Genomic DNA, 25,987 nt, shown 5'->3' with positions numbered 1-25,987 from the left:
CGCGCGGACATCGTGTGATCGATTGGGACATCGTCTGATTGTGCTGGTTTGTCACGCTAACTGACCGTTTTTCAGGCGGCCACGAGCACGCCGTCATATGACCGACTTCTTCGCCCGAGGCTTTAGGGCATCTCCCCGGGAATCTCCGCCCCGATGGAGGGCGTTCTGTGGTACGTACTCGCGAGTTCCCGCGGCGGGCCGACGCGCGTCCGCATCGTGCAGGCGCTCGACGAGCGACCGCAGAACGCGAACCAGCTCGCCGAGGAACTCGACATGGACTACACGACGATACGCCACCACCTGGACGTCCTCATGGAGAACAACGTCGTCCGGCGGACCGACGACGACTACGCCGCCGTCTACCTGTTCACGGACCAAGCGAAGTCGAACTGGGGGATCGTCGAGGAGGTACTCGACACCGTCGCGGAGGACGACCCATGAGTTCGGACGAAGTTTGGACAGCACATTTGGCGATGCCTTCCATAGGGGGTGACGATGGCCGTCTGGCTTGACGTCGCTCGCGTCGCCGCGGGCGCGAACGCCCTGCTCCTGCTCGCGTTGGGGAGCGTCTGGCTCCGGAACTACCGCCAGCACGGGGCGTCGCACACGCTCGCACTCCTCGTGTTCGCGGGGTTCCTCTTCGTGGAGAACTTGCTCTGGCTGTTCTTCTACGTCCTCCACCCGGCGTTCGTCGGCTGGTTCGTCGAGTCGAGCCTCGAGGTCCAGGTCGGTTTGACCTTCCTCTGCGGGCTGGAACTCCTCGCGCTCGCGTTCCTCGCGAACGTCACGCTCCGCTGAGAGTATCGGTCGTCCCCGGGCTCGCGAGACGCGATGTCGGACGAATTTTGGACCGAGTTCGGAATAGCTTCTTGCTCGGATGCGGCCCTCGTTGTACCATGCGCCTCTCACGACGCGCGGTCCTCGCTGGTGCCGGCAGCAGCATCGTCGTCGGCGCCGCCGGGTGCCTCACCGGCGGCGGCGACGCGACGGCGACCGAAGTCACCGACCAGGGGGCGGCGACCACCACCGCTCCAGGCGACGACGGAGCGGCTACCACCACCGAAACCGATACTCACGGGGAAACCGAGACCGACGCGGAGACGGATACCGACGACGGGACCGACACTGACGGAGAGACCGACACCGACGCGGAGTCGGCGACGGAAGACGGTGGGTCCGCTCGCGCGACGGTCCAGGTGCGCTCCCATTCCGAGCACGGCGACGTCCTCGTCGACGCCGACGGGATGACGCTCTACATGTTCGACAACGACGAGAAGGGAAGCGAGTCGAGTACGTGCAGCGGCGACTGCGCGTCGAACTGGCCGCCGCTCACCGTCGAGGGCGACCCGGTCGCGGGCGACGGCGTGACCGCCGAACTCACGACGTTCTCGCGGGACGACGAGTCGACGCAGGTCGCCGCGGCCGGCTGGCCGCTGTACTACTTCGCGCCCGACGAATCGCCCGGTGACGCGGAGGGCCAGGGCGTCGGGGACGTCTGGTGGGTGCTACGACCGGACGGCACGCCCGTGAAGCCGTCGACGTCCGGGCCCGAGTACGAGCTCTAAAGGACGCTTCCTGCGGTCAGGCGAGTGCGTCCTCCCCGACGTAGACGGCGACGTAGGCGGTCGCGAGCCCGAGGGACCACGCGGTGAGGATCGCGACCGGGTCTCGGGCGGCGAGCGGGAGGTCGAAGGCGTAGACGATGCTCCCGACGACGAGCACCCAGACCGCGCCGGCGCCGAGCGAGGCCGTCAGGAAGTGCCCCAGGTGCTCCGACGACCAGCCCTGGCCGACGGCGACCGCGGTCCCGACGAGGACGACGCCGACAGTGAGCACGGGGACGCCGGCCGCGAGCGGCGACCCGAGGACGCTGTTCGCGAGACCGATCGTGAAGAGGGAGACGAGGAGGAACGCGATGGCGGCGAGGGCGACTTCGACGCCCACGTCGAGGAACGCCTGCACGCGCTGTTCGAGGTCGGGCATGGTATGGTCGTCGCCGCTTCACTCCGTGAGAGTTTCGGTCCGCTGCGAGTCACCGACAGTGGATCACCGGAACAGTCGAATCGCTCGCCAGTAGACGACCGCGTACGCGGTGGCGAGCGCGAGCGTCCATGCGGTCGCGGCGGGTGCAGGGTCGGCGGGGTAGCTCGGAAGGTCGAGCGCGAGGACGACGCCGGCGACGAGGACGCCCCACGCGAGCGTGCTCGCGATGGCGACGAAGAGGAACTCGCCGAGGCGGCCGAGCGACCAGTCCCCGGCGACGTACGGGTAGCTCGCGCCGAACGCGAGCGCGAACGCCGCGAGCGGGACGAGTCCGCGCGGGACTGTCGGCCCGGCGAGTTCGGCGACGAGCCGGAGGGTCGGGTACGCGACGGCGCCGACGCCGACGAACGCGAAGACGAAGTCGAGCGTTGCGAGCAGCCAGGACGTGGCCTCGCGAGCGGCGCTTCCCATACTCGACGGTCGAGGTTCTCCTACCTGACACTACCGATCGGAGTGCTTCGAGGGCGCCGGTCTGGGACCCGCCCGCACTCGACCGGCCGTGGTCGAACGTCCGTCAGGACTCACTCCCGAACGAGGAGGGGTCCCCGGACTCGAACGTCGCGTCGACGGCGTCCCCGTACACGAACGTGTAGCCGGTGGCGAGCGCGAGCAGTCCGGCGTAGAGGAACGGCCGCCGGTCGCCCGCGGGGATAGCGACGCCGAACGCGGTCATGACGGCGGCGACGACGACGAGCCACCCGAACCCGCTCGCGAACGAGAATCCGAGGAACTTCGCGAGCCGCGTGAGCGACCGGTCGGTCGTGACGAAACCAGCCGCTCCGAGCGCACCAGCCGCGAAGGAGGCGAACAGGACGCCCCGTCCGAGCGGCGATCCGAGGACCGCATCCGCAAGCGCGGTGATTGGGAAGACGATAGCGACGATGCCCGCGAACGCGAGGGCGGCGTCGACGGCCGTGGTCACGGACGACCCAACGGATCGTTCGGTTCGTTCCATGTCTAGGGTTGTGTCACTCGCGACAGGTGTGGGTCCAGCCAAATCCTCTAGCCCGCCGCCGGGCGCATTGGCGACGCGGACCGCGAGCACCTCGAACCCGTGAACCATAACTCCGCCGAGCGGCTACGGGCGCCCGTGACGAACGACTCGGAAGCCACCGACGCTCCGGAAGCCGTCGACGACGACCCGCACCCGTTCCTCCGAGCGGACGAGTATCTCGGACCGGCCGTCGCCGAGCACGGCGAACTCTCCGTCGAGACCGCCGAGGACCTCTTCGAGCGCCTCGTCGTCTCGATCCTCCGACAGCAGGTGTCGATGGCGAGCGCGGCGGCGACCAGAGAGCGCCTGTTCGACGCCGTGGACGTCACGCCCGACGGGATTCGCGCCGCCGACGACGACGTTTTGCGGGACGTCGGGCTGTCCCGGCAGAAGACGCGGTACGTGAACGCGGTCGCCGAGACGTTCGCCGAGCGCGGGTACTCGGTCGACCACTTCGCGGACTGGGACGACGACGCCGTCCGCGAGGCTCTCACGTCGATCACGGGCGTCGGCGACTGGACCGCGAACATGCAGCTCTTGTTCGCGCTCGGCCGCGAGGATGTCTTCCCGGTCGGCGACCTCGGCGTCCGCAAAGGGATGCGGCGCGTGTTCCCCGACGGCGACGACCTCTCGCGCAGCGAGATGGTCGGGCGCGCCGAACGCTGGAAGCCGTACCGGAGCTACGCGACGCTCTACCTCTGGCGGATCGAGGAAGACGTCGTCGACGGCGTCGACGAAGTGGTGGAGGACTGACTCGCCGAGCCGGTGTGGCCGTCGACGAAGTGGTGGAGGACTGACCGGGTTCGGCGGTCGGCGCGCGTGGCCGCTTTCGCCCCGGGTCAGCGTCTGCCCCGACCCAAAGAGCGATTGGGCGTGCCTTCGTCGGCCCCGTTCATGCCTGCGTGTTACGCGACAAACCGGGGGGTGCCACCGTGAGTGATCGGGCGGACGCCATCGACGGCGCACGCGCGATCAGTCCGTTCCTCCTCGGCGTCGTCCCGTTCGGCCTCGTGTACGGTGTGACGGCGATCGACCGCGGGCTCGACCCGACGCTCGTCGCGGCGATGTCCGCGATCGTGTTCGCGGGCGCGGCTCAGCTCGCCGCGGTCGACCTCATCGCGAAGGGCTCGCCCGCGGTCGTCGTCCTCGCGACGATCCTCGTCGTGAACCTCCGGTACCCGATGTACGCGGCGAGCATCGCGCCGCACTTCCGCGCGTTCACCACGCGTTCCCGCGCGATCTGTGCGTACCTGATGACCGATCAGGCGTACGCCGTCGCACTCACCGAGTACCGCGAGCAAGACACCAGTCCCGACCGGCGGCTCTGGTACTACGTCGGCGCCGCCTTCACGCTCTGGATCGCGTGGCAGCTGTCCACGATCACGGGCATCCTCGTCGGCGCGCGCGTCCCACCGGGGCTCTCCCTCGAGTTCGCCATCCCCCTCACGTTCCTCGCGCTCCTCGTCCCGAACGTCACCGACAGGGCGAGTGCGCTCGCGGCGCTCGTCGGCGGCGTCGGCACCGTCCTCGGGGCGAACCTCCCCTACGACGTGTCGCTCGTCGCCGCGGCGCTCGCCGGCGTCGTCGTCGCGACGATCCTCGACGACGCACTCGCGACCGACGCCACCGACGGCTCGGCGGAGGAGGAGGCATGATCGACGACGCGGGCGTCCTCTGGCTGGTCGTGCTCGCCGGCGGCGTCGGCACGTACGCCCTCAGGGCGTCGTTCGTCGTCGTCGTCGGTCGCGTCGACGAGATCCCGCCACGCATCGAGCGCGCGCTCGAGTTCGTGCCCGCGGCAGTCCTCGCCGCACTCGTCGTCCCCGCCGTCGTCGCCGTCGACGCGTCCGGCGGGGCGCTCGTCCTCCCGACGGTGGCGTACTCGCCGAAGCTCCCGGCCGCGGCGATCGCGGCGCTCGTCGCCTGGAAGACCGAGAACGTGCTCGCGACGATCGCCGCCGGGATGGTCGCCCTCTGGACGCTTCAAGCCATCTAGGAGCTATTCCAGGCTCTCTTCTTCCTCCTCGTCGTCCGCTTCCTCGGTCGCGTCCACGCGCTTGGAGACGTCCACCTGGTAGTTCCCGAGGATGTCCCGGCCGAGGAGGAGCGGGTAGTCCATGTGACTGCGGTCCTCGACGCTCGCCGTGACCGTATGCTGGCGGCCGCCGACGCCGACGACGAGGTCGACGACCGGTCGCGACTTCCCGCTCTTCAGGCTCCCGGACTTCACCTTCATCACGGACTTGATCGGGCCGGCGCCGATCTCCGCGGCGAGGCTCGTGTCGATACTGGTGCGGGTCGCGCCCGTGTCGGACTTCGCGAGCACCGTCTTCGAGCCCTGCGTGCCGTGGACGACGACCTCCTCCGTGTACCCGACGACGACCGGTTCGTCGGACTCCGACGTCGGCGCGCGCGGCTTGCACGACGGCACGGAGTCGTCGAGCGTCGCCGAGAGTTCGCGAACGCGCTCCGCGTCGACGCTCCCACCGGCCCGTTCGATCGCGAGCTTCGCGATGTACGGCGCCGGACTCCGCCCGGTCGCCTCGTACAGTCCCTTGAATCCCGCCGTCGGGTTGACCTCGAGGACGAACCAGCCCTCGTTCCCCTCGACGATGTCGACGCCCGCGTAGTCCAGGCCGACGACGTCCGACGCCTCCGTCGCGATGTCGACGACCTCGTCGGGGAGGTCGCCGGTCGCGTCCTCGACGCTCCCGCCGAGCGCGACGTTCGTCCGCCAGTCGTTGTCGGGCGCGTACCGGTACATCGCGCCGACGACCTCGTCACCGACGACGTACACGCGGATGTCGCGGTGGTCCTGGTCGTCGCGCTCGATGAGGCTCTGGAGGAACGCGTACCGGTTCCCGACCTTCGGGTTCACGTGCTCGTCTCGCCCGACCTTCCACGTCCCGCCGCCGTGGGTCCCGATCGCGGTCTTGTACACGGCTTCGTCGCCGAACTCCTCCCGCGCGGCGTTCAGCGTCGTCGCATCGAGCGCCAGCAGCGCGTCCGGCACCTGGATGTCGGCTTCGGCGAGCGCGCCCGCGGTCGCGAACTTGTGGGACGCCCGGAGCGTCGCGTTCGGCGCGTTCAGCATCGGCCGCAGGCTCGCGATCGTGTTCGCGACCCCGAGGTCCTCGCAGGGCTGCTCGGTGTTCGAGAGCAGCATCCGGTTCGCCACGACGTCCACGTTCGGCGTCAACTCGACGTCGTTGCCGCGCACGCGGACGCTCGTGTTCTCCTCGCGCAGCCACTCGGGTTCGTGCCCGAGGTCCTCGATCGCGTTACAGATCGCCTTGGACTCCTTGCTGTTGTGGAAACTGAGAACACCGACGCGTACACCGGACGAACCGTTCATATACTACCCACTCGCGCTGGTTCCAAAAGCGTTCCCTGATAGCGCGGTCGCAAGTGCGTGTGCGTGCCACCCACGGCATCGCGGGTGGCGTCGAGATTGGCGTCGAGGTTGGCGTCGGGGCTGGCGTCGCTGTTCTGACACTTCCGCTGTGGCGAAGGCGTCACTCCGGCGATCGACTCTCAGAGGTAGGAGGCGTCCCAGCGGGTCGCCTTCCGGCGGTTCTCGCAGTCGTTGCACTCGACGACCCCCATCGAGCTCATCGACACGTCGAAGGAGTGACACGCGCCGCAGAAGTAGCCGTACTTGCGGTCGCGGTCGGGGTCGCTGTACGCCTGGTAGAGCGGCCCCTTCGACCCGCGGTCGGCCTCGCTGTAGCTCACGAACACCGACTGGCCGTCGACGTCGTACTCGTCGAGGCTCTCCCACTCGACCTCTCCGGCTTCCGCCTGCACGTACAGCGCCTCCGCGTAGGACTCGTCGCCGACGTCGACCGTCCGGTCGCCGGCGCGCGCGAACCCGTGGCCCTCGTAGAACGCCGTCCCGAGCTCGTTCCCCTCGAGGACGACGCCCGTGATGCGCTCGGCGCCCCGCTGGAGGAGTTCCTCCTGCGCGCGAACGAACAGCCGCGACCCGACGCCATCTCCCCGCGCTTCGGGATGCACGTGCAGCCAGAGGATGCGGCCCTCGACCGGGTCTTTCGTCACGACCTCCGCCTGCACGAACCCGACGACGCCGTCGTCGTCGGCCTCGGCGACGTACAGGAGCGCGTCCGCCGCGGACACCTGCGCGGCCAGCGTGTCCGCGCCGTACCATTCCTCGAGCGCCGCGTCGATCGTCTGCGGGTCCAGGAACGAATCGTAGGACTCGTGCATCGACGCTGCAGCCGTCCGCCGCATCGCCTCGAAGTCGTCCGCGGTGGCGTCACGTACTTCCATACCACACGTACGACACCAACCGTAATAACGCTCGGCCCCGGACGCGCGCTCGACTCGAAGCCGCGGCGGGCTCGACGTGGACCTGCAGTGGGCTCGCCGGTGACTTGCAGTGGGCTCGGCGGGGACATGCAGGCATTTACGTGCCGGCGCCAGAGGGGCGTGTATGAGCGACGACGACGCGGACGCCTTCACCTACAACGGCGGGCGGGTGGACCCGGGCGAGACCGCGAACATCCGCTACGGGATCAGCGAAACCTACCTCGGCGATCCCGTCCGCATCCCCGTCACCATCATCAACGGCGAACGCCCCGGGCCGACCGTCTTCCTCTCGGCGGCCGCGCACGGCGACGAACTGAACGGGATCGAGGTCGTGCGCGAGGTCGCCCACGAGTGGGATCTCGCTGACCTCCAGGGGACGCTCGTCTGCATGCCGGTCCTGAACGTCCCCGGGTTCCTCGCCCAGCAGCGGTACCTACCGATCTACGACCGCGACCTGAACCGGTCGTTCCCCGGGCACGAGGACTCGACGAGCGCGAAGCGGATGGCTCACCGCATCTTCACGAACTTCGTCGAACCGTGCGACCTCGGCATCGACCTCCACACGTCGACGCGCGGCCGAACGAACATGCTGCACGTCCGGGCGGACATGGCGAACGACGAGGTGTCGCGGCTCGCGAACGCGTTCGCGTCGAACGTCATCATCAGCAGCGACGGCCCCGACGGCACGCTCCGGCGCGAGGCGACCGACGCCGGTATCCCCACCATCACCATCGAGATGGGCGAAGCCCACCGGTTCCAGCGCCAGCTCATCGACCGCGCGCTCGGGGGCGTTCTGAGCGTCCTCGCCGAGTACGGCCTGCTCGCGACCGAGGCGGTGAGCTGGCCGGGGTGGCGGACCGTCGTCGAGGACAACGACGAGAAGACGTGGCTGCGCGCGGACGCCGGCGGCATGGTCGACATGCACTTCGAGTCCGGGTCGCTCGTCCACGAGGGCGACCGCATCTGCACCATCACCAGCCCGTTCAAGCTCGACAACACCGAGGTTGAGGCACCGTTCACGGGCGTGCTCGTCGGCGTCCTCGAGAACCCGGTCGTCTACCCGGGGAACCCGCTCTGTCACCTCGTCGAACTCGACGAACCGACGCGGCGCGCGCTCGAACGCGAGCAGACGCCGAGGGCGTCGACCGGCGGCGAATCCCCGTGACCCGGATGGACGGCCACCGCAAGTCGCGGTCGCGGGCGCTCGAACCGGCAACGTCGGGGCGTTTCGCGAGCGCGAGGTAGTAACTTCTATACCGGTACGGTCCAAGCGTCGCGTATAGAGCATGAGCCAGTCTTACAACCGCGGTCTCATCGAGGACTTCGGCCGCTGGAAGGAGTTCCAGGCCGGCATGTGGGCGTGGATCTTCCACAAGTTCACCGGGTGGATCCTCGTCGGGTACCTCTTCACGCACATCGCAGTTCTCAGCACGGCGACGACGGGCGCAGAAACGTACACGCAAACGCTACAGGGCCTCGAAAGCATCTTCGTCGTCCGCATCCTGGAGATCGGGCTGCTGGCGACGGCCGTGTTCCACATCCTGAACGGGACGCGACTGCTGCTCGTCGACCTCGGCATCGGTCTCGGGTCGCAGGACCGGAGTTTCTACGCGTCGCTCGTCCTGACGGGCGCGATCGTCGTCGCGAGCGTCCCGACGTTCCTCGCCGGGCTCGGAGGTGGCGCCTGATGGCGGCCGACACCGCCGGTGCGCCGACGTCCTTCGATCGCGGTGGCTGGGGCTGGCTCTTCCAGCGAATCACGGCGGCGTTCCTCATCGTCGTCCTCGCGTTTCACTTCTTCCTGCTGCACTTCTACAACCACGCGTACGAGGTCACGTTCGCCGGGACGTCCGCGCGGATGGGGGACCTCGCGTACTTCGCGACGATGTGGCTGTTCCTCGTCGCCGCGACGTTCCACGGCGTCAACGGCATCTACAACGCGATGCTGAACCAGGGCATCGAGGGCACGCAGAAGCGAGTGGCGCAGGGCGTCCTCGGCATCGCCGCCCTGCTCCTCGTGGTGCAGGGCACGCGCGTCGCACTCGTCATGAACGGATTCCTATAACAATGAGCACGCAAGTACCGGAGCAGGAGGGCGAAGCGGAGTCGAGCGCCGACGCGGAGACGGACGCGTCGGTCGAATCACCCCAGGAGCAGCGGATGGCGAAGAAGGCGACGGACCGCGCGTACCGGGACGCCCAGAAGAAGGCCCAGGAGGAGATCGCGGCGGCCGAGGAGGCCGTCCGGATGAAGGTGTTCCGGTACGACCCCGAGGTGGAGGGCAAGCAGGAGCCGCGGTTCGACGAGTTCCACGTGCCCTTCGAGAAGGGGATGACGGTGCTGGACGCGCTCATGTACGCGCGCGACCACTACGACCCGTCGCTGACGTTCCGGCACTCGTGCCGGCAGGCGGTGTGTGGGTCGGACGCGATGTTCGTCAACGGCCAGCAGCGCCTGTGCTGTAAGACCCAAATGAGCGACCTGGAGTGGCCGGTTCGCGTGGAGCCGCTCCCGCACCAGGACGTCGTGAAGGACCTGGTCGTGGACATGCAGCACTTCTACGACCAGATGCACTCGGTGGAGCCGTACTTCCAGGGCGAGAACGCGCCCGACGGCGAGGAACAGAAGCAGACGCGGGAGAACCGCGAGAAGATAAAGATGAGTACGCGCTGCATCTGGTGTGGTGCGTGCATGTCCTCGTGCAACATCGCTGCGGGCGACAACGAGTACCTGGGGCCGGCGGCGATCAACAAGGCGTACCGGTTCTACATGGACGAGCGCGAGGACGAGGCGGAACTCGAGGAGCATCGACTCCGCATCCTCGAGCAGGAGCACGGCGTCTGGCGCTGCCAGACTCAGTTCTCGTGCACGGAGGTCTGCCCGAAGGACATCCCGCTGACCGAGCACATCCAGGAACTGAAGCGCGAAGCGGTCAAGAGCAACCTCAAGTTCTGGTAACACATCATGTACGAACACGACGTTATCGTGGTCGGCGGTGGCGGCGCGGGGCTCCGCGCGGCGATCGCGGCCCACGAGGAAGGTGCGGACGTGGCTATCGTGACGAAACTCCATCCGGTTCGCTCGCACACGGGCGCGGCGGAGGGTGGCATCAACGCGGCGCTCCGCGAGGGCGACGACTGGGAGCTGCACGCGTACGACACCATGAAGGGGTCGGACTACCTCGCGGACGCGCCGGCGGTGGAGACGCTCGCGCAGGACTCCCCGGAGGAGGTCATCAACATCGAGCACTGGGGGATGCCGTTCTCGCGCGAGGACGACGGCACCGTCAGCCAGCGGCCGTTCGGCGGGTTGTCGTTCCCGCGGACGACGTACGCGGGCGCGGAGACCGGCCATCACCTCCTGCACACGATGTACGAGCAGGTCGTGAAGCGAGGGATCGAGGTGTACGACGAGTGGTTCGTGCAGGACGTCGCGGTGACGGACGAGGACGACCCGAGCGAGCGGTCGTGTCACGGTGTCGTCGGAATTGACGTCAAGACCGGCGATATTCAGGGGTTCAAGGCGAACGACGGCGTCATCCTCGCGACCGGTGGGCCCGGGCAGGCGTTCGACCACACGACGAACGCGGTCGCGAACACCGGCGACGGGTACGCGATCGCGTACCGCGCTGGCGTCCCCCTGGAGGACATGGAGTTCGTGCAGTTCCACCCGACGACGCTCCCGAGCACGGGCGTCCTCATCTCGGAGGGCGTTCGCGGTGAAGGCGGTATCCTGTACAACGCGGACGGCGAGCGCTTCATGTTCGAGCACGGGTACGCGAACAACGAGGGCGAACTCGCCTCTCGCGACGTCGTCTCGCGCGCGGAGCTGACGGAGGTGAACGAGGGCCGCGGGTTCGAGGACGAGTACGTGATGCTCGACATGCGCCACCTCGGCGAGGAACGCATCCTCGACCGCCTGGAGAACATCCTGCACCTCGCGGAGGACTTCGAGGGCGTCGACGGATTGAAGGAGCCGATGCCGGTCAAGCCCGGCCAGCACTACCAGATGGGTGGCGTGGAGACCGACGAGAACGGCCACACGTGCATCGACGGCCTGTACGCGGCCGGGGAGACGGCGTGCGTGAGCGTGCACGGCGCGAACCGCCTGGGCGGGAACGCGCTCCCGGAACTCATCGTGTTCGGTGCTCGCGCCGGCGTGCACGCCGCTGGCGGCGACATCGAGGACGCGAAGATCGAGACGGGCGAGCGCGGGAACATCGAGTACGACGACACCGAGATGCCCGTCCAGCCCGGCGAAGCCGGCATTGGTGCCGGTGGCGAGGCGTCGACGGCGACCGACGGGGGTGCGGTCACGCAGGACGCGACCGCGGTCGTCGAGCGCGAGGTCGAAGCGCAGCGCGAGCGCGTCGAGGAGATGCTGTCCCGCGAGGACGGCGTGAAGCACTCCCAGATCCGCGCGCGCCTCCAGAAGACGATGACCCAGAACGTGAACGTCTTCCGCGAGGAGGAGGGCGTTCGGCAGGCGCTCCGCGACATCCGCGACATCCGCGAGGCGTACGAGGACGTCTACGTCGAGGACCCGAGTCGGACGTTCAACACGGACCTCCAGCACACGATCGAGACGCGGAACCTCATCGACATCGCGGAGACGATCGCGATGGGCGCGCTCGTCCGCGACGAGTTCCGCGGCGCGCACTGGCGCAAGGAGCACCAGGAACGCAAGGACGACGAGTGGCTCAAGCACACGCTCATCGCGTGGCACGACGGCGAGCCCGAGGTGTTCTTCCGGCCGGTGATCCTCGAAGGTCAGAACAAGACCTACGAGCCGAAGGAACGCTCGTACTGACGACGCTCGCGGCTCGCGCCGTCTTCATTTCGTTGTCGTCCGGTCGTCGATAACGCGGGCTTACTCGCGAACGGTGGGTCCGTCCGGTGCCGGAGTCGATTCTCGCTCGACGGACCCGCTGGCCGTATATGTCCAGAATTACATTACGTCTCTCGCCCCTAGTGCGCTCGAATCATGGCAACCGAGACGGGGTCGTCGACGCCGGACGTCGCCAAGCTACTGGGTGGTGACTGGCGATTGGGTCTAGCCGCCGGTCTCGTCGCGGGACTGGCGTTCGGCGGGGTCGTCTCCGTGACGTCGCCGGACGTCCTGCGATCGACGATTCCGGCGGTCTACGGCGTCGCCCCACCGGACGATCCCGTGTTCGGGTGGATCGTCCACGTCCTGCACGCGTCGGTTCTCGGCATCGGGTTCTCGGCGGTCATCGGGCTCTCGGGGCTCTCTGGTGCCTCCGCCAGGGAACAGGTCGGTGCGGCGATCGTGTACGCGCTCGCCGTCTGGCTCGCGTTCGCCGTCGTCGCCCTCCCGGTCTGGCTCTCGCTCGTCGAATCCGGGGTCTCGGTCCCGTTCCCGTACGTCTCCTCCGCGATGCTCGCCGGGCACGCCGCGTACGGCGTCGTCCTCGGCGTCGTCTACTACGCGTTCGACGTCCCGGCGGACGAGGACGACCGCGATCGGTCCGCGACCGGGGGAAACTAGGCCGACTCGTTTCCGGTGGCACCTACAGCGGGATGGCGTTCGCGATGGCGCCAACGAGGTCGAAGTGCTCGACGAGCTTGTAGCCGAGGTAGATCCCGACGATCCCCATGACGCCGGCGAGCGCGGGCGGTGCCGGAATCGGAGCGTCCACGAGCGCGAACACGGCCCCGGCAACGAGCCCCGTCGTCGTCGCGAACGCAATCTCTGCGATGTTCATGGCGACCACCTGCTTGCCCGCACGCGCGCATAAGAAGTTCGCTTCGAATCCGGCGACGCGCCGTCGAAGGGCGCAGCCACGGCTCCCCGGTCGACCTTGTGGAACGCACGAGGTGACAGGGGTGCATCCATCACCCGGATAAGATTACGACGATCGACGATACAGAGATTTATGTTCGTCGAACAATTCGGAGGATGGTACGATGACCGCGAACACGACGCCGTCGGAACCGACGACACCGACCGACTCGAGATCGACCGACTCGAGTCCGACCGAGAGCACCGACTCGACGCCGTCCGAGACGACACTCACCGTGCCGACGGCGCTGGAATCGACGCAAGCGAAGCTCGTCTACGTCTATCTCGAGCGAGAGCGGGAGGCGACCGTCGACGGCCTCGCGTCCGCGCTCGACGTCCCAAAGCTCGGGCTGTTCACCGTCCTCTCGACGCTCGAGGCGGCCGGCTACGTCGAGCGGAACGCTGCCCGGATGGTTCGCTTCGCGAACTGACCGATCGTTCTGGTGGCCGCATCCTCCCGCACCTCGCGTCGACGAGCGCTATCGGTCGAGCACGTGATCGTAGACGAGGTCGCCGAGTAGGCCACCGACGAGCAGCGGCATGACGACGTAGCCGAGCGCCTGCAGGAGGACGAGCGTCGACCAGCGAGCGAGGGACGACTGCGGCGGCCACAGCATCCCGATCAGTTCGAACGCGTAGTCGCCCGAGAGCGCGAGGAACGCGAGGAAGACGACCGCGGAGCACGCGAGGCGGACGCGGAGCCGTCCCGGGTCGCGCTCGCGGTCGAGCGGCGGGTCCGGCCACTCGTCGTCGCTACCCGCGGGCGCGTCCGACTCGTCGTCGTCGCCGTACACGCCGTACCGTCCGGGCCGCGCGCGGAGAAACCTTGCGCTCGCGGCGGCCCACGCCGTCGCCGGGAGAGCCAGCTCAGAGCTCGATGCGTTCGACGAGTTCGTCGCCGTTGCTCGTCGCCTGGACGGCGACGATGCGGATGTCGCTCTCGAGCATCGACCCCTGGAGCTTGGCCTTCAGGAGGTTGTCGACCTGGTAGACGCCGGCCGCGGAGTTCATCTCGATCTCGACGAGGACCGCGTGGTCGTCGCCCTCCGAGAGCGCGACGTTCTCGATCGCCTGACTCGAGATCGTGTTGATGCCGCGTCCGCCGCGCTCGTAGGGCATCCGCGACCGACCGCTCTCCATGTCCAGGCCGTCCGCGATCCGCACCACGCCCGCCTCCTTCGTTAGCGGGATCTCCTCGGTGTGATGGCAGAGGATGGCGTGCAGGACCTCGCCTTTGACGCGCACGCACTCCGGCTTCGTGTAGAACTCGGGGAGGATGCGGTCGAGTTCGTCGGACGCGAGCGGGATCGAGTAGTACGAGTGGTCGTCGCGGTGCACGACGTGCCCGATGTCGTGGAGGGTGGCGGCGAGCGCAACGATCACCGCCTCGTCTGCCTCCTCGAGCCCCTGCTGGGTGGCGCCGTTGAACTCGACGCCCGCGCGCTTCAGGAGGTCGTAGAGGCAGAGCGCGCGATGACGGACGATAGAGATGTGCTTCGAACCGTGGTCGTTGTAGCCCTTCCTGGCCACGGCGTTGACGTTCTGTGCCTCCAGATACGTCTGGATCTCGGGGTCGTTCTCCACGAACTCCAGGACCGCGTTCAGCTTCTCGTCCGGGAACGAGTGCTCGGCCTTCGGCGAGTAAACGCGCCCGCTGGATTCATCGGTATCGGCTTCCACGTCGCTCATACCTCGACCTTGCAGGCCCCGCTAAGAAGAACCCTCGGTCGGCGTGCGACTGCTTCGCATCGCCCCGGCGTCGGCGTCGACGACTTGGGCGACACCCGCTAGGCGGCGTCGGCTGCGGCGGCCGCCACCTCGTCGTAGTCCGGTTCCACGCCGGGGTCGTCGCTCACCCACACGTACGTCACCGTCCCGTCGGCGTCGACGACGAACACGGCGCGTTTGGCGAGCCCGTGGACGCCGACGTCGTGGAAGCTCGTTCGGACGTCGTACCTCTCGACGAGTTCCTTCTCGAAGTCGCTGATCAGGCCGAACGGGAGGTCGTTCTGGTCGCGGAACTCGTTGAGCGCGAACGGCGAGTCGGTGCTGACCCCGTACACCGTCGCGTCGACCTCGGCGAAGGCACTCAGGCGGTCGCGGAACGTGCACATCTCTGCCGTGCAGACGCTCGTGAACGCGCCCGGGAAGAACGCGAACACGACCGGTGCGTCCTCGAGGGCGTCCGAGAGCGTGATCGACTCGACGTTCCCGTTCGCGAGCGGTGCGGTGAACGCGGGCGCGTCGTCCCCTTCCGTGATCATGTGGCGCCGGCTTGGGACGGGGGCCGGATACGCGTTCGGTTTCCGGCGACCGGGCCGACCTCCGCCAGGGGTTTCGGTTCCACGATGCACCGGCCGCCCAGTAGTGATATCTAAACTGGAGCAGTTGGTTAACGGAGGCGCAACGAGCAAAAAGCCTATATTCGGCGTCGGGTAAGCGTGAGGTAGAGATGGCACTCGAAACCGTCCCGACGTTCATTGGGGGGCTCGGTGGCCCGGAACTGGTCATCGTTTTCCTCATCGCAGTCCTGCTGTTCGGCGCGAACAAGATCCCCAAGCTCGCCCGCTCGACGGGCGAAGCGATGGGTGAGTTCCAGAAGGGCCGCGAGGAAGTCGAAGACGAACTCCAGGAAATGCGAGACGGACCGTCCAGCACGGAAGACAGCGCGTTCGACGACTCGACCGACGCGTCCACGGACACGGCGACGGAAACGTCGACGGACACGGCAACGGAGACGTCGACCGACGCGTCCGCGGACTCCAGCTAATTCTCCACTCACGTCCCTCGCGGGCGTGTGGCCTAGCGGATAGGGCGGGAGGTTCCTAACCCCCCGATCGCGGGTTCGAACCCCGCCGCGCCCGTGTCGCCACGAACGAAGGTGAGGAGCGTCACGGGAAGCGGGGTTCGAATCCTGTGAGTCGCAGCAGCCGAGCGAAGCGAGGCTGACCGTCTCACTTCGGTTCGAATCCCGTCACGCCCGCTACCCTCCCGATGGTCGGGTAGCGCGCGTTCCTGAGTCCCACTCGCTCACTGCGTTCGCTCGCGGGACTCCCGTCACGCCCGCTGCTCCGGTACGAACAGACGGGTGGTTTGTACTTCGAGGTGCCTGTGGTGGCGGTGCTCCGTTTCGTGGCGTGACGAATCGTCGTATGGTGGGCTTACCGGCCGGTCGGAGCGGAGCGCGATCTTGACCACCCCATCCCGGTACAAACCGGGATTTATATTCTGTATTAATGAGTGGAATAAAATTGACCCGTAACGAGGGCGTTTCTGATTGAATCGCTGTAAGGGGCGGTGATAGAGCGAAGATTAGACAAGCAGCTGACTGGATCGAACGGGCAGTATCAGTAGTGATAATCGGTGGAAGGTTTTTTGCTGGCACGCGTAAAGGGGTAGGCAATGGCTATCAACGACGCCGACCAGACGGGGCAAGACGGTCTCGATGGGGGCGATTCTGGGGCGTCGGACGAGTCGACGTCCGATGGCCCGACCGACGGTTCGACGGTTCGGGTTGGCGAGTACACGTGGCGGGAATTCATGCGGGAGTTCGGATACGAGGACGAGGTATCGACACTCTACCGGAACGTCGAAGACTCGACGAGCGAGGACTCGAGTCGGATGGGCTTGGGCACCCAAGAGGGCACGGTACAGACCGTTCCGGAAGACGGCGACTGGGATCGCGTCGACTTCGACCCGGAGACGTACCTCGGAGTTCACCCAGACGACCTCGCCGAGCACATCACGGAGGACGTCGCGCCCGGCGCGAAGTGGCTCTGGAACCAGTTCACTGACGCCGTCGACCCCGAGACCACGCCCGTCGTCAAGGACGAGTGGACGTGGGAGCACTTCAAGTGGCAGTACTACTACGAGGACGACGGCTCGTGTCCGACCGACGGCAACGGCGAGAAGGTCCAGTTCGACGAGACCGACCACTTGAGCTTCGAGGACGACGAGGTCGAGGGCGTGCTCAGTCAGGGCGACGACTTCGCGCAGGAACTCGCGGACGTCGTCGAGGAACGCACCGTGAACGTCAAGGAGGACGTCGACGAGGACGAGTTCTTCTCCGACCCGGGCGGGAACACGACGGTCGTGAACCGGTACGACCTCGAGAAGTCCGTCCCGCTGGAGAAGAAGACCCACTTTCGCGAGGAGGAGCGCTACTGGGTGAACAAGCCCTACGCGTTCGTCATTATCTTCCTCTCCGAGAAGGAGAACGAGGTGAAGTACTACGTCGTCCAGCCGTACATGAACCAGATCGAGGACGACCTCGAGGAGTTCATGACCGGGAAGCTTCGGACGGCGATCAAGTACTCCGACGAGGACGTCGCGGTAGAGAAGGACGAGGACGCTCGTCGCGACGTGATCGACCGCGAGACCAAGCGGCTCTTGAAGCGCTACGACCTCTTCGAGGGGACGCCCGCGACGTCGGACTCGGCGGGCGCGGCGTCCGGCACGCAGAGCATCACGGAGAGCATCCAGCGGTTCTTCGGGACCGCGGAAGCGGCGGGCGACGGCGCGCTCGAGACCGGCGCCGACGACGACGCGGAGGGATTCGGGCGCGAGCTCGATGGCATCGCGGCTCGCCCCGAACCGGCCGTGCTCGGGGAGGACGCGGAGACGCTGAACGAGTACCAGGTCGAGAAGCTCCTGTACTTCCTGAAGCGGGACTTCATCGGGTACGAGCGCATCGACCCGATCAAGCACGACATCAACGTCGAGGACATCTCGTGTAACGGCCACAACTCGCCGATCTTCGTCTACCACGGCGAGTACGAGCAGATCATCACGAACATCTATCACGGCGAACGGGAGCTCGACGACTTCGTCGTCAAACTCGCCCAACGGTCCGGGAAGGGCATCTCGAAGCGTCGGCCGCAGGTCGACGCGACGCTCCCGGACGGCTCGCGTGCGCAACTCACGCTCGGGAAGGAAGTGTCGGATCACGGGACGAACTATACCATCCGTCAGTTCAACGACGTGCCGTTCACGCCGGTCGACCTCATCAACTGGAACACGTTCAGTCTCGACGAGATGGCGTTCCTCTGGCTGTGCATCGAGAACCACAAGAGCCTCATCTTCGCGGGTGGGACGGCGTCCGGGAAGACGACGAGCCTGAACGCGATCTCGCTTTTCATCCCGTCGAACGGGAAGATCGTCTCGATCGAGGACACGCGCGAGGTCGAGTTGCCCCAGCGGAACTGGATCGCGAGCGTCACGCGGCCGTCGTTCAGCGAGGACAGCCAGGGCGACGTCGACGAGTTCGACCTGCTGGAGGCCGCACTCCGGCAACGGCCGGACTACATCGTGATGGGCGAGATCCGTGGGGAGGAGGGTCGGACGCTGTTCCAGGTCATGTCGACGGGGCACACGACGTACACGACGTTCCACGCGGACTCCGTCGGCGAGGTCCTGAAGCGGTTCACGACCGACCCGATCAACGTCTCGAAGACGATGTTCACCGCGCTCGACCTCGTCTCGATCCAGACGCAGACGCGCGTCGGCGGGCACAAGGTCCGTCGGAACCGGAACATCACCGAGATCAATCACTACGACGCGGAGAACGACGAGATCAACGTCCAGGACGTCTACCAGTGGCAGGCAGAGACCGACGAGTTCCTGAAGATGGGGGACTCGAACACGCTGGACGAGATCAAGTTCGACCGCGGGTGGGGTCAGGAGAAGCTGGAGGAAGAGCTGTTCAAGCGCCGCGTCATCCTGGCGTACATCATCAAGACTGGGTTGAACGAGTACGCGCAGGTGGCGGCGACGGTGCAGGCGTTCATCAACGACCCGGAGACGATCCTGACGTTGATCGCGAACGGCCAGCTGGAGGAGAGCCTGCAGGACCTCCGCGAGATGGAGTCGGTCCTGATCGACGTCGACCCTGAGGACGAGGAACTTGTGCCGCGGCCGGATCCGGACGACGAGACGTACAACCTCGCGCAGGACATCCTCGAGCGCGCGGAGGAGTCGATGTTCGAAGAGTACCGGGGGAAGATCCCGAGCGGGCTGGCGAGCGCGCTCAGTGGGGTGTCGGTCGAGGAGGACGTTGACGTGGAGGAGGCGGTGGAGTCGGACGACGAAGCGTTCGACTTCGGGAGTTCGCTCGACGACGTGGACGAGGACGGGTTCATGCTCGGTGGGGGCGACGACGGCGGCGACGACGACTTCTCGTTCGGGGAGAGCGACGACGCGGAGGGGCCGTCGTGGTTGAGTGACGACGGCGGCGGATTCTCGTTCGGCGAAGACGATGGTGACGCGAACCCCTTCCGTGGGTCGTCGGAGTCCGGCGAGGAGTCGGCGTCGCCGGACGCGGCGGACGTGGACGCGCCGCCAGCGGGGACGCCGGAGCTGGAGTCGGGTCGGTCCGGACAGGAGATGGGCGGGGACGCCCACACAGAGCCGTCAGACGCGACGGACGCTGGCGATCCGACGGTCGGCGACTCCGACTCCGTCGAGCCGGAAGCAGGTGTGACGGCTGAAGACGACGGCGTGGCGTTCGGTGAGGACGGTGCGGCATTCGAGGCCGACGAGTCCGCCTTCGATGGGGACGCTGGGGCGTTCGAAGGGGACGCTGGGGAGTTCGGAGAGGACGGGTCTGGCCCGGAGGACGATGCGGGCGACATCGATGCGGAGTTCCCCTCGTTGACCGACGAGACGGACGCCACCGAAGGAGAGGACGAGAAGGGGACTGAAGCGAACGAGGACCAGCCCGAAGCGGACGAAGACGGGAGCGACGCGGACGCGGACGGGACTGTAGGGACGTCAGGTGACCGGAGTGACGTCGAATCGGCGGACTCCGGCGGTGACACCGACGCCTCCGACGGCCCCACGTCGCCGGCCGATGCAGGGAGTACGGAGACGACACCTGCCGAAGCGTCGGCGGACGAGCCGGACGACGTCATCTTCGGCGAGGACGAGGAGACGACCGGGGCGGCCGTCGAGGACGATGGGGACGACGCGTTCTTCGGCGACGACGACGAACCGTTCTTCGACGAGAGCGAGGACGAATCCATCTTCGGAGAGAGCGACGGTTCGGTGTTCGACGACGGCGACGACGACAGCGTCTTCGGTGGCGAGGACGCCCAGCGTCGGGACGCCGACTCGGCGACGGACGAAGACTCCGTGTTCGGCGGCGGGGGCGGCGGCGTCTTCGACGACGGCGACGGATCGGAATCGATCGGCGAGGAGTCGAGCGGTGAGGAGCAGGACGGCGAAGATTCGAACGACGAGGAGTCAGCGTCCGGGTCGACCGACGGTGACGAGGAATGAGCCTGCAAACGACGGATCAAGACGGTGGGTTCGACGCGGGAAACGACTCCCTCGGGGACACGTTCTACCCGCTCTACGAGCGGCTGTTCGCGGACGACTCTGACTTCGTCGCGGACGTGGAGACGAAACTCGCCCAAGCGAGGATGACGGACACCGTCGAGATGTACCTCTCGCGCGCGCTCGCCATCGGCGTGCTCGCGGGCGGCATCCTCTGGCTGATGGGGATGCTCATCGGGTACCTCGTGTTCACGTTCCTCGTCACGTCCACGGAGAGCCTGACCGGGATCGGCATCTCGAACCCGGCGCTCGTGGACTTCATCAACCTGATCAAGGTCCCGGCGCTCATCCTCTCGAGCGGCGTCTTCCTGGGCGCGATCGGGTTCGCGCTCGGGTTCGGCGCGCTCGTCGCAGTGCCGTACTCGCAGGCGTCCTCGCGGAACCGCGAGATCAACATGCTCCTCACGGACGCGGTATCGTTCATGTACGCGCTGTCCGTCGGCGGCCTGAACCAACTCGAAATCCTGGAGGCGATGGCGGCCGCGGAAGACACGTACGGCGAAGTCGCAAAGGAGTTCCAGAGCATCGTTCAGGAGACCGAGTACTTCGACACCGACTACCGGACCGCGATACGGAATCAGGCGATGGAGACGCCGAGCGACGAACTGGCACAGTTCCTGACGGACATGCTCTCGATCGTAAACTCTGGCGGTGACATGGAGGGATTCCTCTACGACAAGAAGGAGAAACACATGCGGACTGCGAAACAGCAGCAGGAGCTCACGCTGGAGACCCTGGAGTTGTTCGGCGAGATGTACATGACGCTCTCGCTGTTCCCGCTCCTCCTCATCATCATCCTCGTCATCATGCAGATGCTCGGGGAGGCACAGGTGACGATGCTGTACGGGACCGTGTACGGCCTCATCCCCCTGACGGGCCTGGGATTCCTCGTGCTGGTGTCCACGGTGAAGGAGGACGAACCCGGCGACGGCTACCTCCTGCCGAGCGACGCGGACGAACGCCTCCTCCAGGAGCAGAACTCGGGGCTCCTGAACCTCGGCCTGATCGAGCAGTACGCGGACCGCGGGTCGATGTTCGAGCGCATCAAGAACAAGGAAGGGACCTACGAGACCGTGCGCGTCCTGAAGGCACCGCACCTGTTCTTCCGCGAGCACCCCTCGTATACCGCCGTGATTACGGTTCCGCTCGCGATCGCCATCCTCGTCCTCGCGGCGCTAACGGGATCGATGCCGACGAGCTGGGAGGGCATGCAGAACGCGCCCGTCTGGGGGACGTTCATGTACGTGTACGTGCCGTCGTACCTGATCTTCCTGCCGTTCGCGGTGTTCCGCGAGTGGAACGTTCGCTCGCGGAAGGCGATCGTGTCGAACATCTCGGACAACCTCCGGAAGCTCTCGAGTGCGAACGACACCGGGCTGACGCTCCTGGAGTCGTTCAAGACGGTGTCGGATACGACGAGCGGGAAGCTCGCGACGGAGTTCGACACGATGCACGCGAAAGTGAACTACGGGATGAGCCTGAAGGACGCACTCGTCGAGTTCAACAACAAGTACCACATGCCGCGGATGGCGCGGACGGTGAAGCTCATCTCGAAGGCCCAGGAGGCGTCGAGCCAGATCACTGACGTCCTGTCGACGGCGGCGCAGGCGTCCGAGAATCAGGACGACATCGAGCGCGAGCGCAAGTCCCGGACGCGGATGCAGGTCGTCATCATCATCATGACGTACCTGACCCTGCTCGCCGTGATGGCGATCCTGAAGACGCAGTTCCTGGACACGCTCCAGGGCGTGACCGGGAACTCGTCCGGTGGCGGCGGCGGTGCTGCGGCCGGCGGCGGAGCGGCGGGCCTGGGGAGCAGTATCAACGTCTCACTGCTCTCGATGCTGTTCTTCCACGCGGTCACGATGCAGGCCATCCTCTCGGGGTTCATCGCGGGCTACATCCGCGACGCGGACATCACGAGCGGCCTGAAGTTCGTGCTCGTGCTGCAGACGATCGCGCTCGTCGTCTGGGCGGCGGTGGGCGGAGGATGATGTCGGGGCGAGACCTCACCGGCCTCCGCGGCCGGGATCGCGGGCAGACGACCCAGGACTTCGCGACGGGCATCAGCGTGTTCCTGCTGACGGTGACGTTCACGTTCGCGTTCGTCCCGGCGACGGTGACGCCGTTCGGGTCGCCCGTGACGGACGCGATCCCCGCGAAGTCTGACCGGGTCGCGTCGACGATCATCGATACGAATGCCGTCGACGGGAGTTCGCGAACGCTGGACAATGAGTCGATAGACGGCCTCATTGGCGAAGGTGGCAGTGATCTCCGCGCCGAGTTCGGACTGCGGTCTACTGCGCAAGTGAACATCACGATTCAACGGCGAAATGGTGATATCGTGAAGGCGGATCTAACCGGGAGTGATCCCGGGTATCGACTCGTTGCGGGTGACGATTATCCGCAGAACCAGGCGGCGGCGTCGACGACGAGAGTGGTCCGCATGGACGTCGATGGCTGTCGAACCGGCTGCTTGCTGGTGGTGAGAGTATGGTGAGCGACGATCGCGCGCAAGCGTACACGCTCGAGGGATTCATCGGGTCGATACTGATACTGACCGCGGTGCTGTTCGCGCTCCAGTCGGTCGTCATCACGCCGACGACGGCAGGGACGGTCGACCGCGACGCCAGGGATCAAGTCCGCATCGAAGCCAACGACATGCTGACGTTGAGCGCGGAGTCGGGGAACCTCTCGAAGATGATCCGGTATTGGGATACGTCAACGAGCCCCGGTCAGTTCAACGCCTCCGATGGTAGAAGTCTCGGATACAGCAGCGATATTCCTCCAAAGTCTGCGCCGAGAGGTTTGTTCGTGCTCCTCGAAGATACCTTCGAAGACAAGAACGGGTACAACGTCATTCTAACCTACCAAAACACGACTGGAGCTCCCCAGGGTGGGAATCTGGTAATGGTCCGGAACGGATTCTCGACGGAGAGCGGCGTGGTGGCCTCGTACACGATTACCTTGTACGACGATCAACGGTTGACCGCCGACGACGACAGGACGCTCGCGGAGTGCGAAGCGGAGTCCGACTGTAATTACCCGATCCCGGACGCCTACGACGACAGTCCGGTGTACAACGTTGTGGTCGTGAAGGTGATCGTATGGTAGGATCCGCGTTTGACGAGCACTCGGAGCGCGCGCAACTCATCCTCGTCGGTGCGGTCGCGATTGCGTTCATCGTCCTCGGGCTCGCTGTCGTCTTCAACACGGTCCTGTACACGGAGAACGTCGCGTCGTCGGGCGCGGTGAACGAGCCTCGAGAGGCCCAGCAAATGAATCGCGAGGCAAGACTCGGAACGCAACGGCTAGTCGACCGTATCGGAACGGGTAACAACTGGACCAACGATGACGCGCTCGAGGACGCAATCGAGGGGAACGTATCAGCGTATTCGAGCGGACTGGCGAACGTCACCGGGAACTCAAGACCGACGATGGTATCGCTCCAGGTCGATGAGGTCACCCAGATGGGCGCGTACGTCCAGCATCGTGACGGCTCAGCGTTCGATGATGAATCGGCGATCGACGCGGACAGGAATTGGACCCTCGCGACGAATGACGCGAGGACTAGAGCGTTCGAGACGACGTTTCGGGTAGATTCACTCGATGGACCGCGTGGTGTAGGTGGAGATCCGTTCCGCATCGTTTGGGATTCTTCAGAGTCATCAGGGACTTACACCGTCTGGATTTACAGAACGGGAACGGGCCCAGACGACGATGTCGTCGTACAGCCCGTCGCAAACCGGTCGAACCCCAAAGTCGCCTGGGATGCTTCCGAGGCCTGTGTGCTCCCGGGATCGGCTGACAACGATACCGTAACGATAGACTTTGAGAACGGAGTCATCGACGGATACCCATCGTGTTCCGATGAGTTGGATGTGAATACCGCGGTTCAGCGATCAGAGGAACGTAGTATCGATTTCTTTAACGGTACGAAAGCAGCCGGGCAGTACGGACTCGTAGTCGACGACGACGGAAACGTCGGAAGTGACGTCTTCGATCCCACGACGCTCGGCGGTGGTCTCCTAACCGGTGACGAGACACCGTATTATACTCACGTCGCATGGTCGGTCGAATTCGAGATGACATATGGGTCGGGGTCGGTGACGTTTACCGAGTCGTACGAAATCGAGGTGTATAATCGATCACGATGAGAGATTCAACCTTCCACGCTGACGAGCGCGCGGTTTCGATCGCGGTGACGCACGTCCTGACCATCGGCATCACGACGATCCTCATCACGGGGCTACTCGTCGGTGGGAGCGGGCTGCTGGAGACCGAGAAAGATCGTGCGACGAAGTCTGAGCTCCGCACGATCGGGAATCGCATGGCGACGGAGATGTCGTCGACGTATTACAGCGGGGAGGCAGGGTCGTCCGGTAAAGTCGTGGTTCGTGTGAGCCATCCAGATTACGTCGCAGGCGACAACTATCGGGTGGAAATTCGAGAGGGTGACGCGAACTGCGACGTACCGGGGCAGGCTGCACCGATGCCAAGCGAAGAGCAGTGCCTCGTTCTTTCCACGTCCGGTGATACCGACGAGGTCTTCGTTCCGATCGATCCCAACATAGAGCTCCAGACGCCGTTGCCGGACGTGAACGGTGGGTCCTTTTATATTATCGTAGAGGAATCCGGTGGCACCCTTGAGTTGACGCTCTCCAACGACCCGTCGTCCCCGTCGCTGGCGCCGATGCCGGAGGTGCAGCGATGAGCGGTCCGTTCCGACGGGACGACCGTGCGGTGAGCGACGTGCTGGCGTTCATCATGGTGTTCTCGATCATCATCACGTCGGTCGCGCTCGTGTACGGGACGGGATTCTCGTCGATCAAGCAGGTGAGCGAGGGCGAGCAGAAGGCCAACGCCGAGCGGGCGATGGAGGCGTTGTCGTTGAGTCTGTCGGACATCGAGAAGGGCGAGGCGTCGCGGCGTGGCGGGTCGCTGAACCTCGGTGGCGGCCAGTTGGGGGCGACGGACTTGACGGCGATCGAGGTAATAGTCGACGGGACGACTGTGACGAGGGACGCGTCAGGTAGCGTTGGACCGAACGTGACCGGGTCGCTCGAGTACTCGGTGGACGATACGGCGGTGGCGTACGAGTCGGGTGGCGTGTTCCGTCGCGACGGGTCGGCGTCGGTGACGGTCGTGCGGCCGACGGTGACGTGCACGAGCGACCGCGCGATCGTCTCGCTCGTGAAGATAGAGTCCCCTGACGGTCGGATCGGCGCGGACGGAAACGTCGAGGTGAGCATGGCCGAGCAGGAGACGAGGTTGTTGTTCACCGATTCGAACGGTCCCGCAGACAATACCGTCAAGTTCGACGTGACGGGGACGGATTACGCACCGGCGTGGGAGCGGACGCTCGACGAGCAAGGGTGGGGCGCCAGCACGACTGGGTCGAACAGCGTGGAGGCGAGTTGCAATACGGAGCGCGTCGTCGTTCGCTTGGTCGTGATCGAGGTCACGTACGACACGCCGTAGCGCGAA

30 protein-coding genes and 1 tRNA gene are annotated in these 25,987 nt (G+C 66.1%); 22 read left to right on the top strand and 9 right to left on the bottom strand.

The features are described from left to right. Positions 1-153 precede the first annotated feature (153 nt). The 3 genes from G9C85_RS00885 to G9C85_RS18635 all read left to right on the top strand — a co-directional run bounded on the left by G9C85_RS00885 (position 154) and on the right by G9C85_RS18635 (position 1,565). A complete protein-coding gene (locus tag G9C85_RS00885) occupies positions 154-441 on the top strand; it encodes a winged helix-turn-helix domain-containing protein (protein ID WP_166036284.1) in 288 nt (95 codons plus the stop codon). 54 nt (positions 442-495) lie between these two features. Then, positions 496-798 (top strand): hypothetical protein, encoded by a 303-nt coding sequence (locus G9C85_RS00880; protein ID WP_166036283.1) that lies wholly within the window; start codon positions 496-498, stop codon positions 796-798. A 98-nt stretch (positions 799-896) separates the two neighbouring features. After that, the gene (locus G9C85_RS18635) at positions 897-1,565 is read left to right on the top strand and encodes a hypothetical protein (protein WP_205254291.1); all 669 of its coding nucleotides are present in this window, start codon (positions 897-899) and stop codon (positions 1,563-1,565) included. Positions 1,566-1,581: 16 nt separating this feature from the next. Here the strand turns inward: G9C85_RS18635 and G9C85_RS00870 are convergent, their stop codons facing one another. The 3 genes from G9C85_RS00870 to G9C85_RS00860 form a co-directional block, all read right to left on the bottom strand. Beyond that, entirely contained in the window at positions 1,582-1,983 is a 402-nt protein-coding gene (locus G9C85_RS00870) for a hypothetical protein (protein WP_166036282.1), read from the bottom strand. Positions 1,984-2,046: 63 nt separating this feature from the next. Continuing rightward, entirely contained in the window at positions 2,047-2,454 is a 408-nt protein-coding gene (locus G9C85_RS00865; RefSeq protein WP_166036281.1) for a hypothetical protein, read from the bottom strand. 103 nt (positions 2,455-2,557) lie between these two features. Next, positions 2,558-2,965 (bottom strand): hypothetical protein, encoded by a 408-nt coding sequence (locus G9C85_RS00860; protein ID WP_166036280.1) that lies wholly within the window; start codon positions 2,963-2,965, stop codon positions 2,558-2,560. Positions 2,966-3,133: 168 nt separating this feature from the next. Between G9C85_RS00860 and G9C85_RS00855 the strand changes: the two genes are divergently transcribed. The 3 genes from G9C85_RS00855 to G9C85_RS00845 all read left to right on the top strand — a co-directional run bounded on the left by G9C85_RS00855 (position 3,134) and on the right by G9C85_RS00845 (position 5,033). Further along, on the top strand, positions 3,134-3,790 hold the full coding sequence (locus G9C85_RS00855) for a DNA-3-methyladenine glycosylase 2 family protein (RefSeq protein WP_166036279.1): 657 nt from the start codon (positions 3,134-3,136) through the stop codon (positions 3,788-3,790). Between the two features lie 179 nt (positions 3,791-3,969). Beyond that, positions 3,970-4,692 (top strand): AzlC family ABC transporter permease, encoded by a 723-nt coding sequence (locus G9C85_RS00850; protein WP_166036278.1) that lies wholly within the window; start codon positions 3,970-3,972, stop codon positions 4,690-4,692. Beyond that, the gene (locus G9C85_RS00845; RefSeq protein WP_166036277.1) at positions 4,689-5,033 is read left to right on the top strand and encodes an AzlD domain-containing protein; all 345 of its coding nucleotides are present in this window, start codon (positions 4,689-4,691) and stop codon (positions 5,031-5,033) included. The genes G9C85_RS00850 and G9C85_RS00845 overlap by 4 nt, the downstream gene beginning before the upstream one ends. 3 nt (positions 5,034-5,036) lie before the next feature. On the opposite strand, the gene G9C85_RS00840 is transcribed toward G9C85_RS00845, so the two are convergent. Together G9C85_RS00840 and G9C85_RS00835 are read right to left on the bottom strand one after the other, a co-directional pair. Beyond that, positions 5,037-6,392 carry a RimK family alpha-L-glutamate ligase gene (locus tag G9C85_RS00840; protein WP_166036276.1) on the bottom strand — a complete coding sequence of 452 codons (1,356 nt, stop codon included), beginning with the start codon at positions 6,390-6,392 and terminating at the stop codon, positions 5,037-5,039. 179 nt (positions 6,393-6,571) lie between these two features. After that, a complete protein-coding gene (locus tag G9C85_RS00835) occupies positions 6,572-7,327 on the bottom strand; it encodes a GNAT family N-acetyltransferase (RefSeq protein WP_166036275.1) in 756 nt (251 codons plus the stop codon). 163 nt (positions 7,328-7,490) lie between these two features. On the opposite strand from G9C85_RS00835, the gene G9C85_RS00830 reads away from it, so the two are divergent. From G9C85_RS00830 to G9C85_RS00805, 6 genes are all read left to right on the top strand, one after another. Beyond that, positions 7,491-8,531, top strand: a complete 1,041-nt coding sequence (locus G9C85_RS00830) for a succinylglutamate desuccinylase/aspartoacylase family protein (protein ID WP_166036274.1) — start codon at positions 7,491-7,493, stop codon at positions 8,529-8,531. A 121-nt stretch (positions 8,532-8,652) separates the two neighbouring features. Next, the gene (sdhC, locus tag G9C85_RS00825; RefSeq protein ID WP_166036273.1) at positions 8,653-9,054 is read left to right on the top strand and encodes a succinate dehydrogenase, cytochrome b556 subunit; all 402 of its coding nucleotides are present in this window, start codon (positions 8,653-8,655) and stop codon (positions 9,052-9,054) included. Further along, a complete protein-coding gene (locus tag G9C85_RS00820) occupies positions 9,054-9,431 on the top strand; it encodes a succinate dehydrogenase hydrophobic membrane anchor subunit (RefSeq protein ID WP_166036272.1) in 378 nt (125 codons plus the stop codon). Before sdhC ends, G9C85_RS00820 begins: the two co-directional genes overlap by 1 nt. Before the next feature lie 2 nt (positions 9,432-9,433). Beyond that, positions 9,434-10,324, top strand: coding sequence for a succinate dehydrogenase/fumarate reductase iron-sulfur subunit (locus tag G9C85_RS00815; RefSeq protein ID WP_166036271.1), 891 nt, complete (start codon positions 9,434-9,436; stop codon positions 10,322-10,324). 6 nt (positions 10,325-10,330) lie between these two features. Next, entirely contained in the window at positions 10,331-12,175 is a 1,845-nt protein-coding gene (locus G9C85_RS00810) for an FAD-binding protein (protein ID WP_166036270.1), read from the top strand. A 174-nt stretch (positions 12,176-12,349) separates the two neighbouring features. Beyond that, entirely contained in the window at positions 12,350-12,874 is a 525-nt protein-coding gene (locus G9C85_RS00805) for a DUF6789 family protein (RefSeq protein ID WP_166036269.1), read from the top strand. 22 nt (positions 12,875-12,896) lie between these two features. Here the strand turns inward: G9C85_RS00805 and G9C85_RS00800 are convergent, their stop codons facing one another. Beyond that, complete coding sequence (locus G9C85_RS00800) at positions 12,897-13,091, bottom strand: XapX domain-containing protein (protein ID WP_166036268.1); 195 nt, start codon at positions 13,089-13,091, stop codon at positions 12,897-12,899. 202 nt (positions 13,092-13,293) lie between these two features. Here G9C85_RS00800 and G9C85_RS18555 point away from each other — a divergent pair, with 202 nt between their 5' ends. Beyond that, on the top strand, positions 13,294-13,599 hold the full coding sequence (locus G9C85_RS18555) for a TrmB family transcriptional regulator (protein WP_193570578.1): 306 nt from the start codon (positions 13,294-13,296) through the stop codon (positions 13,597-13,599). A 48-nt stretch (positions 13,600-13,647) separates the two neighbouring features. On the opposite strand, the gene G9C85_RS00790 is transcribed toward G9C85_RS18555, so the two are convergent. The 3 genes from G9C85_RS00790 to G9C85_RS00780 form a co-directional block, all read right to left on the bottom strand. Further along, on the bottom strand, positions 13,648-13,962 hold the full coding sequence (locus G9C85_RS00790; RefSeq protein ID WP_166036267.1) for a hypothetical protein: 315 nt from the start codon (positions 13,960-13,962) through the stop codon (positions 13,648-13,650). Positions 13,963-14,035: 73 nt separating this feature from the next. Continuing rightward, on the bottom strand, positions 14,036-14,857 hold the full coding sequence (locus tag G9C85_RS00785) for an HD domain-containing protein (RefSeq protein WP_166036266.1): 822 nt from the start codon (positions 14,855-14,857) through the stop codon (positions 14,036-14,038). Positions 14,858-14,955: 98 nt separating this feature from the next. After that, the gene (locus G9C85_RS00780; RefSeq protein ID WP_166036265.1) at positions 14,956-15,432 is read right to left on the bottom strand and encodes a redoxin domain-containing protein; all 477 of its coding nucleotides are present in this window, start codon (positions 15,430-15,432) and stop codon (positions 14,956-14,958) included. 188 nt (positions 15,433-15,620) lie between these two features. On the opposite strand from G9C85_RS00780, the gene G9C85_RS00775 reads away from it, so the two are divergent. From G9C85_RS00775 to G9C85_RS00735, 9 genes are all read left to right on the top strand, one after another. Then, positions 15,621-15,938 carry a twin-arginine translocase TatA/TatE family subunit gene (locus G9C85_RS00775; RefSeq protein WP_166036264.1) on the top strand — a complete coding sequence of 106 codons (318 nt, stop codon included), beginning with the start codon at positions 15,621-15,623 and terminating at the stop codon, positions 15,936-15,938. A 21-nt stretch (positions 15,939-15,959) separates the two neighbouring features. After that, a tRNA-Arg gene (locus G9C85_RS00770) sits at positions 15,960-16,032 on the top strand. A 538-nt stretch (positions 16,033-16,570) separates the two neighbouring features. Continuing rightward, positions 16,571-20,443 carry an ATPase, T2SS/T4P/T4SS family gene (locus G9C85_RS19170; RefSeq protein WP_166036263.1) on the top strand — a complete coding sequence of 1,291 codons (3,873 nt, stop codon included), beginning with the start codon at positions 16,571-16,573 and terminating at the stop codon, positions 20,441-20,443. Next, positions 20,440-22,494 (top strand): type II secretion system F family protein, encoded by a 2,055-nt coding sequence (locus G9C85_RS00760; RefSeq protein ID WP_166036262.1) that lies wholly within the window; start codon positions 20,440-20,442, stop codon positions 22,492-22,494. Before G9C85_RS19170 ends, G9C85_RS00760 begins: the two co-directional genes overlap by 4 nt. Further along, positions 22,491-23,000, top strand: coding sequence for a hypothetical protein (locus tag G9C85_RS00755; RefSeq protein WP_166036261.1), 510 nt, complete (start codon positions 22,491-22,493; stop codon positions 22,998-23,000). Before G9C85_RS00760 ends, G9C85_RS00755 begins: the two co-directional genes overlap by 4 nt. Beyond that, positions 22,994-23,614: a hypothetical protein gene (locus G9C85_RS00750; protein WP_166036260.1), complete on the top strand. Its 621-nt coding sequence runs from the start codon at positions 22,994-22,996 to the stop codon at positions 23,612-23,614. Before G9C85_RS00755 ends, G9C85_RS00750 begins: the two co-directional genes overlap by 7 nt. Then, on the top strand, positions 23,608-24,657 hold the full coding sequence (locus tag G9C85_RS00745; RefSeq protein ID WP_166036259.1) for a hypothetical protein: 1,050 nt from the start codon (positions 23,608-23,610) through the stop codon (positions 24,655-24,657). Before G9C85_RS00750 ends, G9C85_RS00745 begins: the two co-directional genes overlap by 7 nt. Further along, positions 24,654-25,214 (top strand): hypothetical protein, encoded by a 561-nt coding sequence (locus tag G9C85_RS00740; RefSeq protein ID WP_166036258.1) that lies wholly within the window; start codon positions 24,654-24,656, stop codon positions 25,212-25,214. Before G9C85_RS00745 ends, G9C85_RS00740 begins: the two co-directional genes overlap by 4 nt. Then, positions 25,211-25,981 (top strand): hypothetical protein, encoded by a 771-nt coding sequence (locus tag G9C85_RS00735; RefSeq protein ID WP_166036257.1) that lies wholly within the window; start codon positions 25,211-25,213, stop codon positions 25,979-25,981. The genes G9C85_RS00740 and G9C85_RS00735 overlap by 4 nt, the downstream gene beginning before the upstream one ends. Positions 25,982-25,987 lie beyond the last annotated feature (6 nt).

The organism is Halorubellus sp. JP-L1 (assembly GCF_011440375.1).
Classification (GTDB): Archaea; Halobacteriota; Halobacteria; order Halobacteriales; family Natrialbaceae; genus Halorubellus.
Note: the sequence above shows the minus strand (reverse complement) of the source record. Positions and strands in the feature narration are given on the sequence as shown.

Bases quoted from the DNA above. Each gene is read 5' to 3' on its own strand.
- G9C85_RS00845 (WP_166036277.1), top strand. From the start codon at position 4,689: ATGATCGACGACGCGGGCGTCCTCTGGCTGGTCGTGCTCGCCGGCGGC.
- G9C85_RS00810 (WP_166036270.1), top strand. From the start codon at position 10,331: ATGTACGAACACGACGTTATCGTGGTCGGCGGTGGCGGCGCGGGGCTC.
- G9C85_RS00735 (WP_166036257.1), top strand. From the start codon at position 25,211: ATGAGCGGTCCGTTCCGACGGGACGACCGTGCGGTGAGCGACGTGCTG.
- G9C85_RS18555 (WP_193570578.1), top strand. From the start codon at position 13,294: ATGACCGCGAACACGACGCCGTCGGAACCGACGACACCGACCGACTCG.
- G9C85_RS19170 (WP_166036263.1), top strand. From the start codon at position 16,571: ATGGCTATCAACGACGCCGACCAGACGGGGCAAGACGGTCTCGATGGG.
- G9C85_RS00755 (WP_166036261.1), top strand. From the start codon at position 22,491: ATGATGTCGGGGCGAGACCTCACCGGCCTCCGCGGCCGGGATCGCGGG.
- G9C85_RS00760 (WP_166036262.1), top strand. From the start codon at position 20,440: ATGAGCCTGCAAACGACGGATCAAGACGGTGGGTTCGACGCGGGAAAC.
- G9C85_RS18635 (WP_205254291.1), top strand. From the start codon at position 897: ATGCGCCTCTCACGACGCGCGGTCCTCGCTGGTGCCGGCAGCAGCATC.
- G9C85_RS00750 (WP_166036260.1), top strand. From the start codon at position 22,994: ATGGTGAGCGACGATCGCGCGCAAGCGTACACGCTCGAGGGATTCATC.
- G9C85_RS00835 (WP_166036275.1), bottom strand. From the start codon at position 7,327: ATGGAAGTACGTGACGCCACCGCGGACGACTTCGAGGCGATGCGGCGG.
- G9C85_RS00800 (WP_166036268.1), bottom strand. From the start codon at position 13,091: ATGAACATCGCAGAGATTGCGTTCGCGACGACGACGGGGCTCGTTGCC.
- G9C85_RS00775 (WP_166036264.1), top strand. From the start codon at position 15,621: ATGGCACTCGAAACCGTCCCGACGTTCATTGGGGGGCTCGGTGGCCCG.
- G9C85_RS00880 (WP_166036283.1), top strand. From the start codon at position 496: ATGGCCGTCTGGCTTGACGTCGCTCGCGTCGCCGCGGGCGCGAACGCC.
- G9C85_RS00820 (WP_166036272.1), top strand. From the start codon at position 9,054: ATGGCGGCCGACACCGCCGGTGCGCCGACGTCCTTCGATCGCGGTGGC.
- G9C85_RS00745 (WP_166036259.1), top strand. From the start codon at position 23,608: ATGGTAGGATCCGCGTTTGACGAGCACTCGGAGCGCGCGCAACTCATC.
- G9C85_RS00780 (WP_166036265.1), bottom strand. From the start codon at position 15,432: ATGATCACGGAAGGGGACGACGCGCCCGCGTTCACCGCACCGCTCGCG.
- G9C85_RS00815 (WP_166036271.1), top strand. From the start codon at position 9,434: ATGAGCACGCAAGTACCGGAGCAGGAGGGCGAAGCGGAGTCGAGCGCC.
- G9C85_RS00785 (WP_166036266.1), bottom strand. From the start codon at position 14,857: ATGAGCGACGTGGAAGCCGATACCGATGAATCCAGCGGGCGCGTTTAC.
- G9C85_RS00870 (WP_166036282.1), bottom strand. From the start codon at position 1,983: ATGCCCGACCTCGAACAGCGCGTGCAGGCGTTCCTCGACGTGGGCGTC.
- G9C85_RS00885 (WP_166036284.1), top strand. From the start codon at position 154: ATGGAGGGCGTTCTGTGGTACGTACTCGCGAGTTCCCGCGGCGGGCCG.
- G9C85_RS00805 (WP_166036269.1), top strand. From the start codon at position 12,350: ATGGCAACCGAGACGGGGTCGTCGACGCCGGACGTCGCCAAGCTACTG.
- G9C85_RS00865 (WP_166036281.1), bottom strand. From the start codon at position 2,454: ATGGGAAGCGCCGCTCGCGAGGCCACGTCCTGGCTGCTCGCAACGCTC.
- G9C85_RS00840 (WP_166036276.1), bottom strand. From the start codon at position 6,392: ATGAACGGTTCGTCCGGTGTACGCGTCGGTGTTCTCAGTTTCCACAAC.
- sdhC (WP_166036273.1), top strand. From the start codon at position 8,653: ATGAGCCAGTCTTACAACCGCGGTCTCATCGAGGACTTCGGCCGCTGG.
- G9C85_RS00830 (WP_166036274.1), top strand. From the start codon at position 7,491: ATGAGCGACGACGACGCGGACGCCTTCACCTACAACGGCGGGCGGGTG.
- G9C85_RS00740 (WP_166036258.1), top strand. From the start codon at position 24,654: ATGAGAGATTCAACCTTCCACGCTGACGAGCGCGCGGTTTCGATCGCG.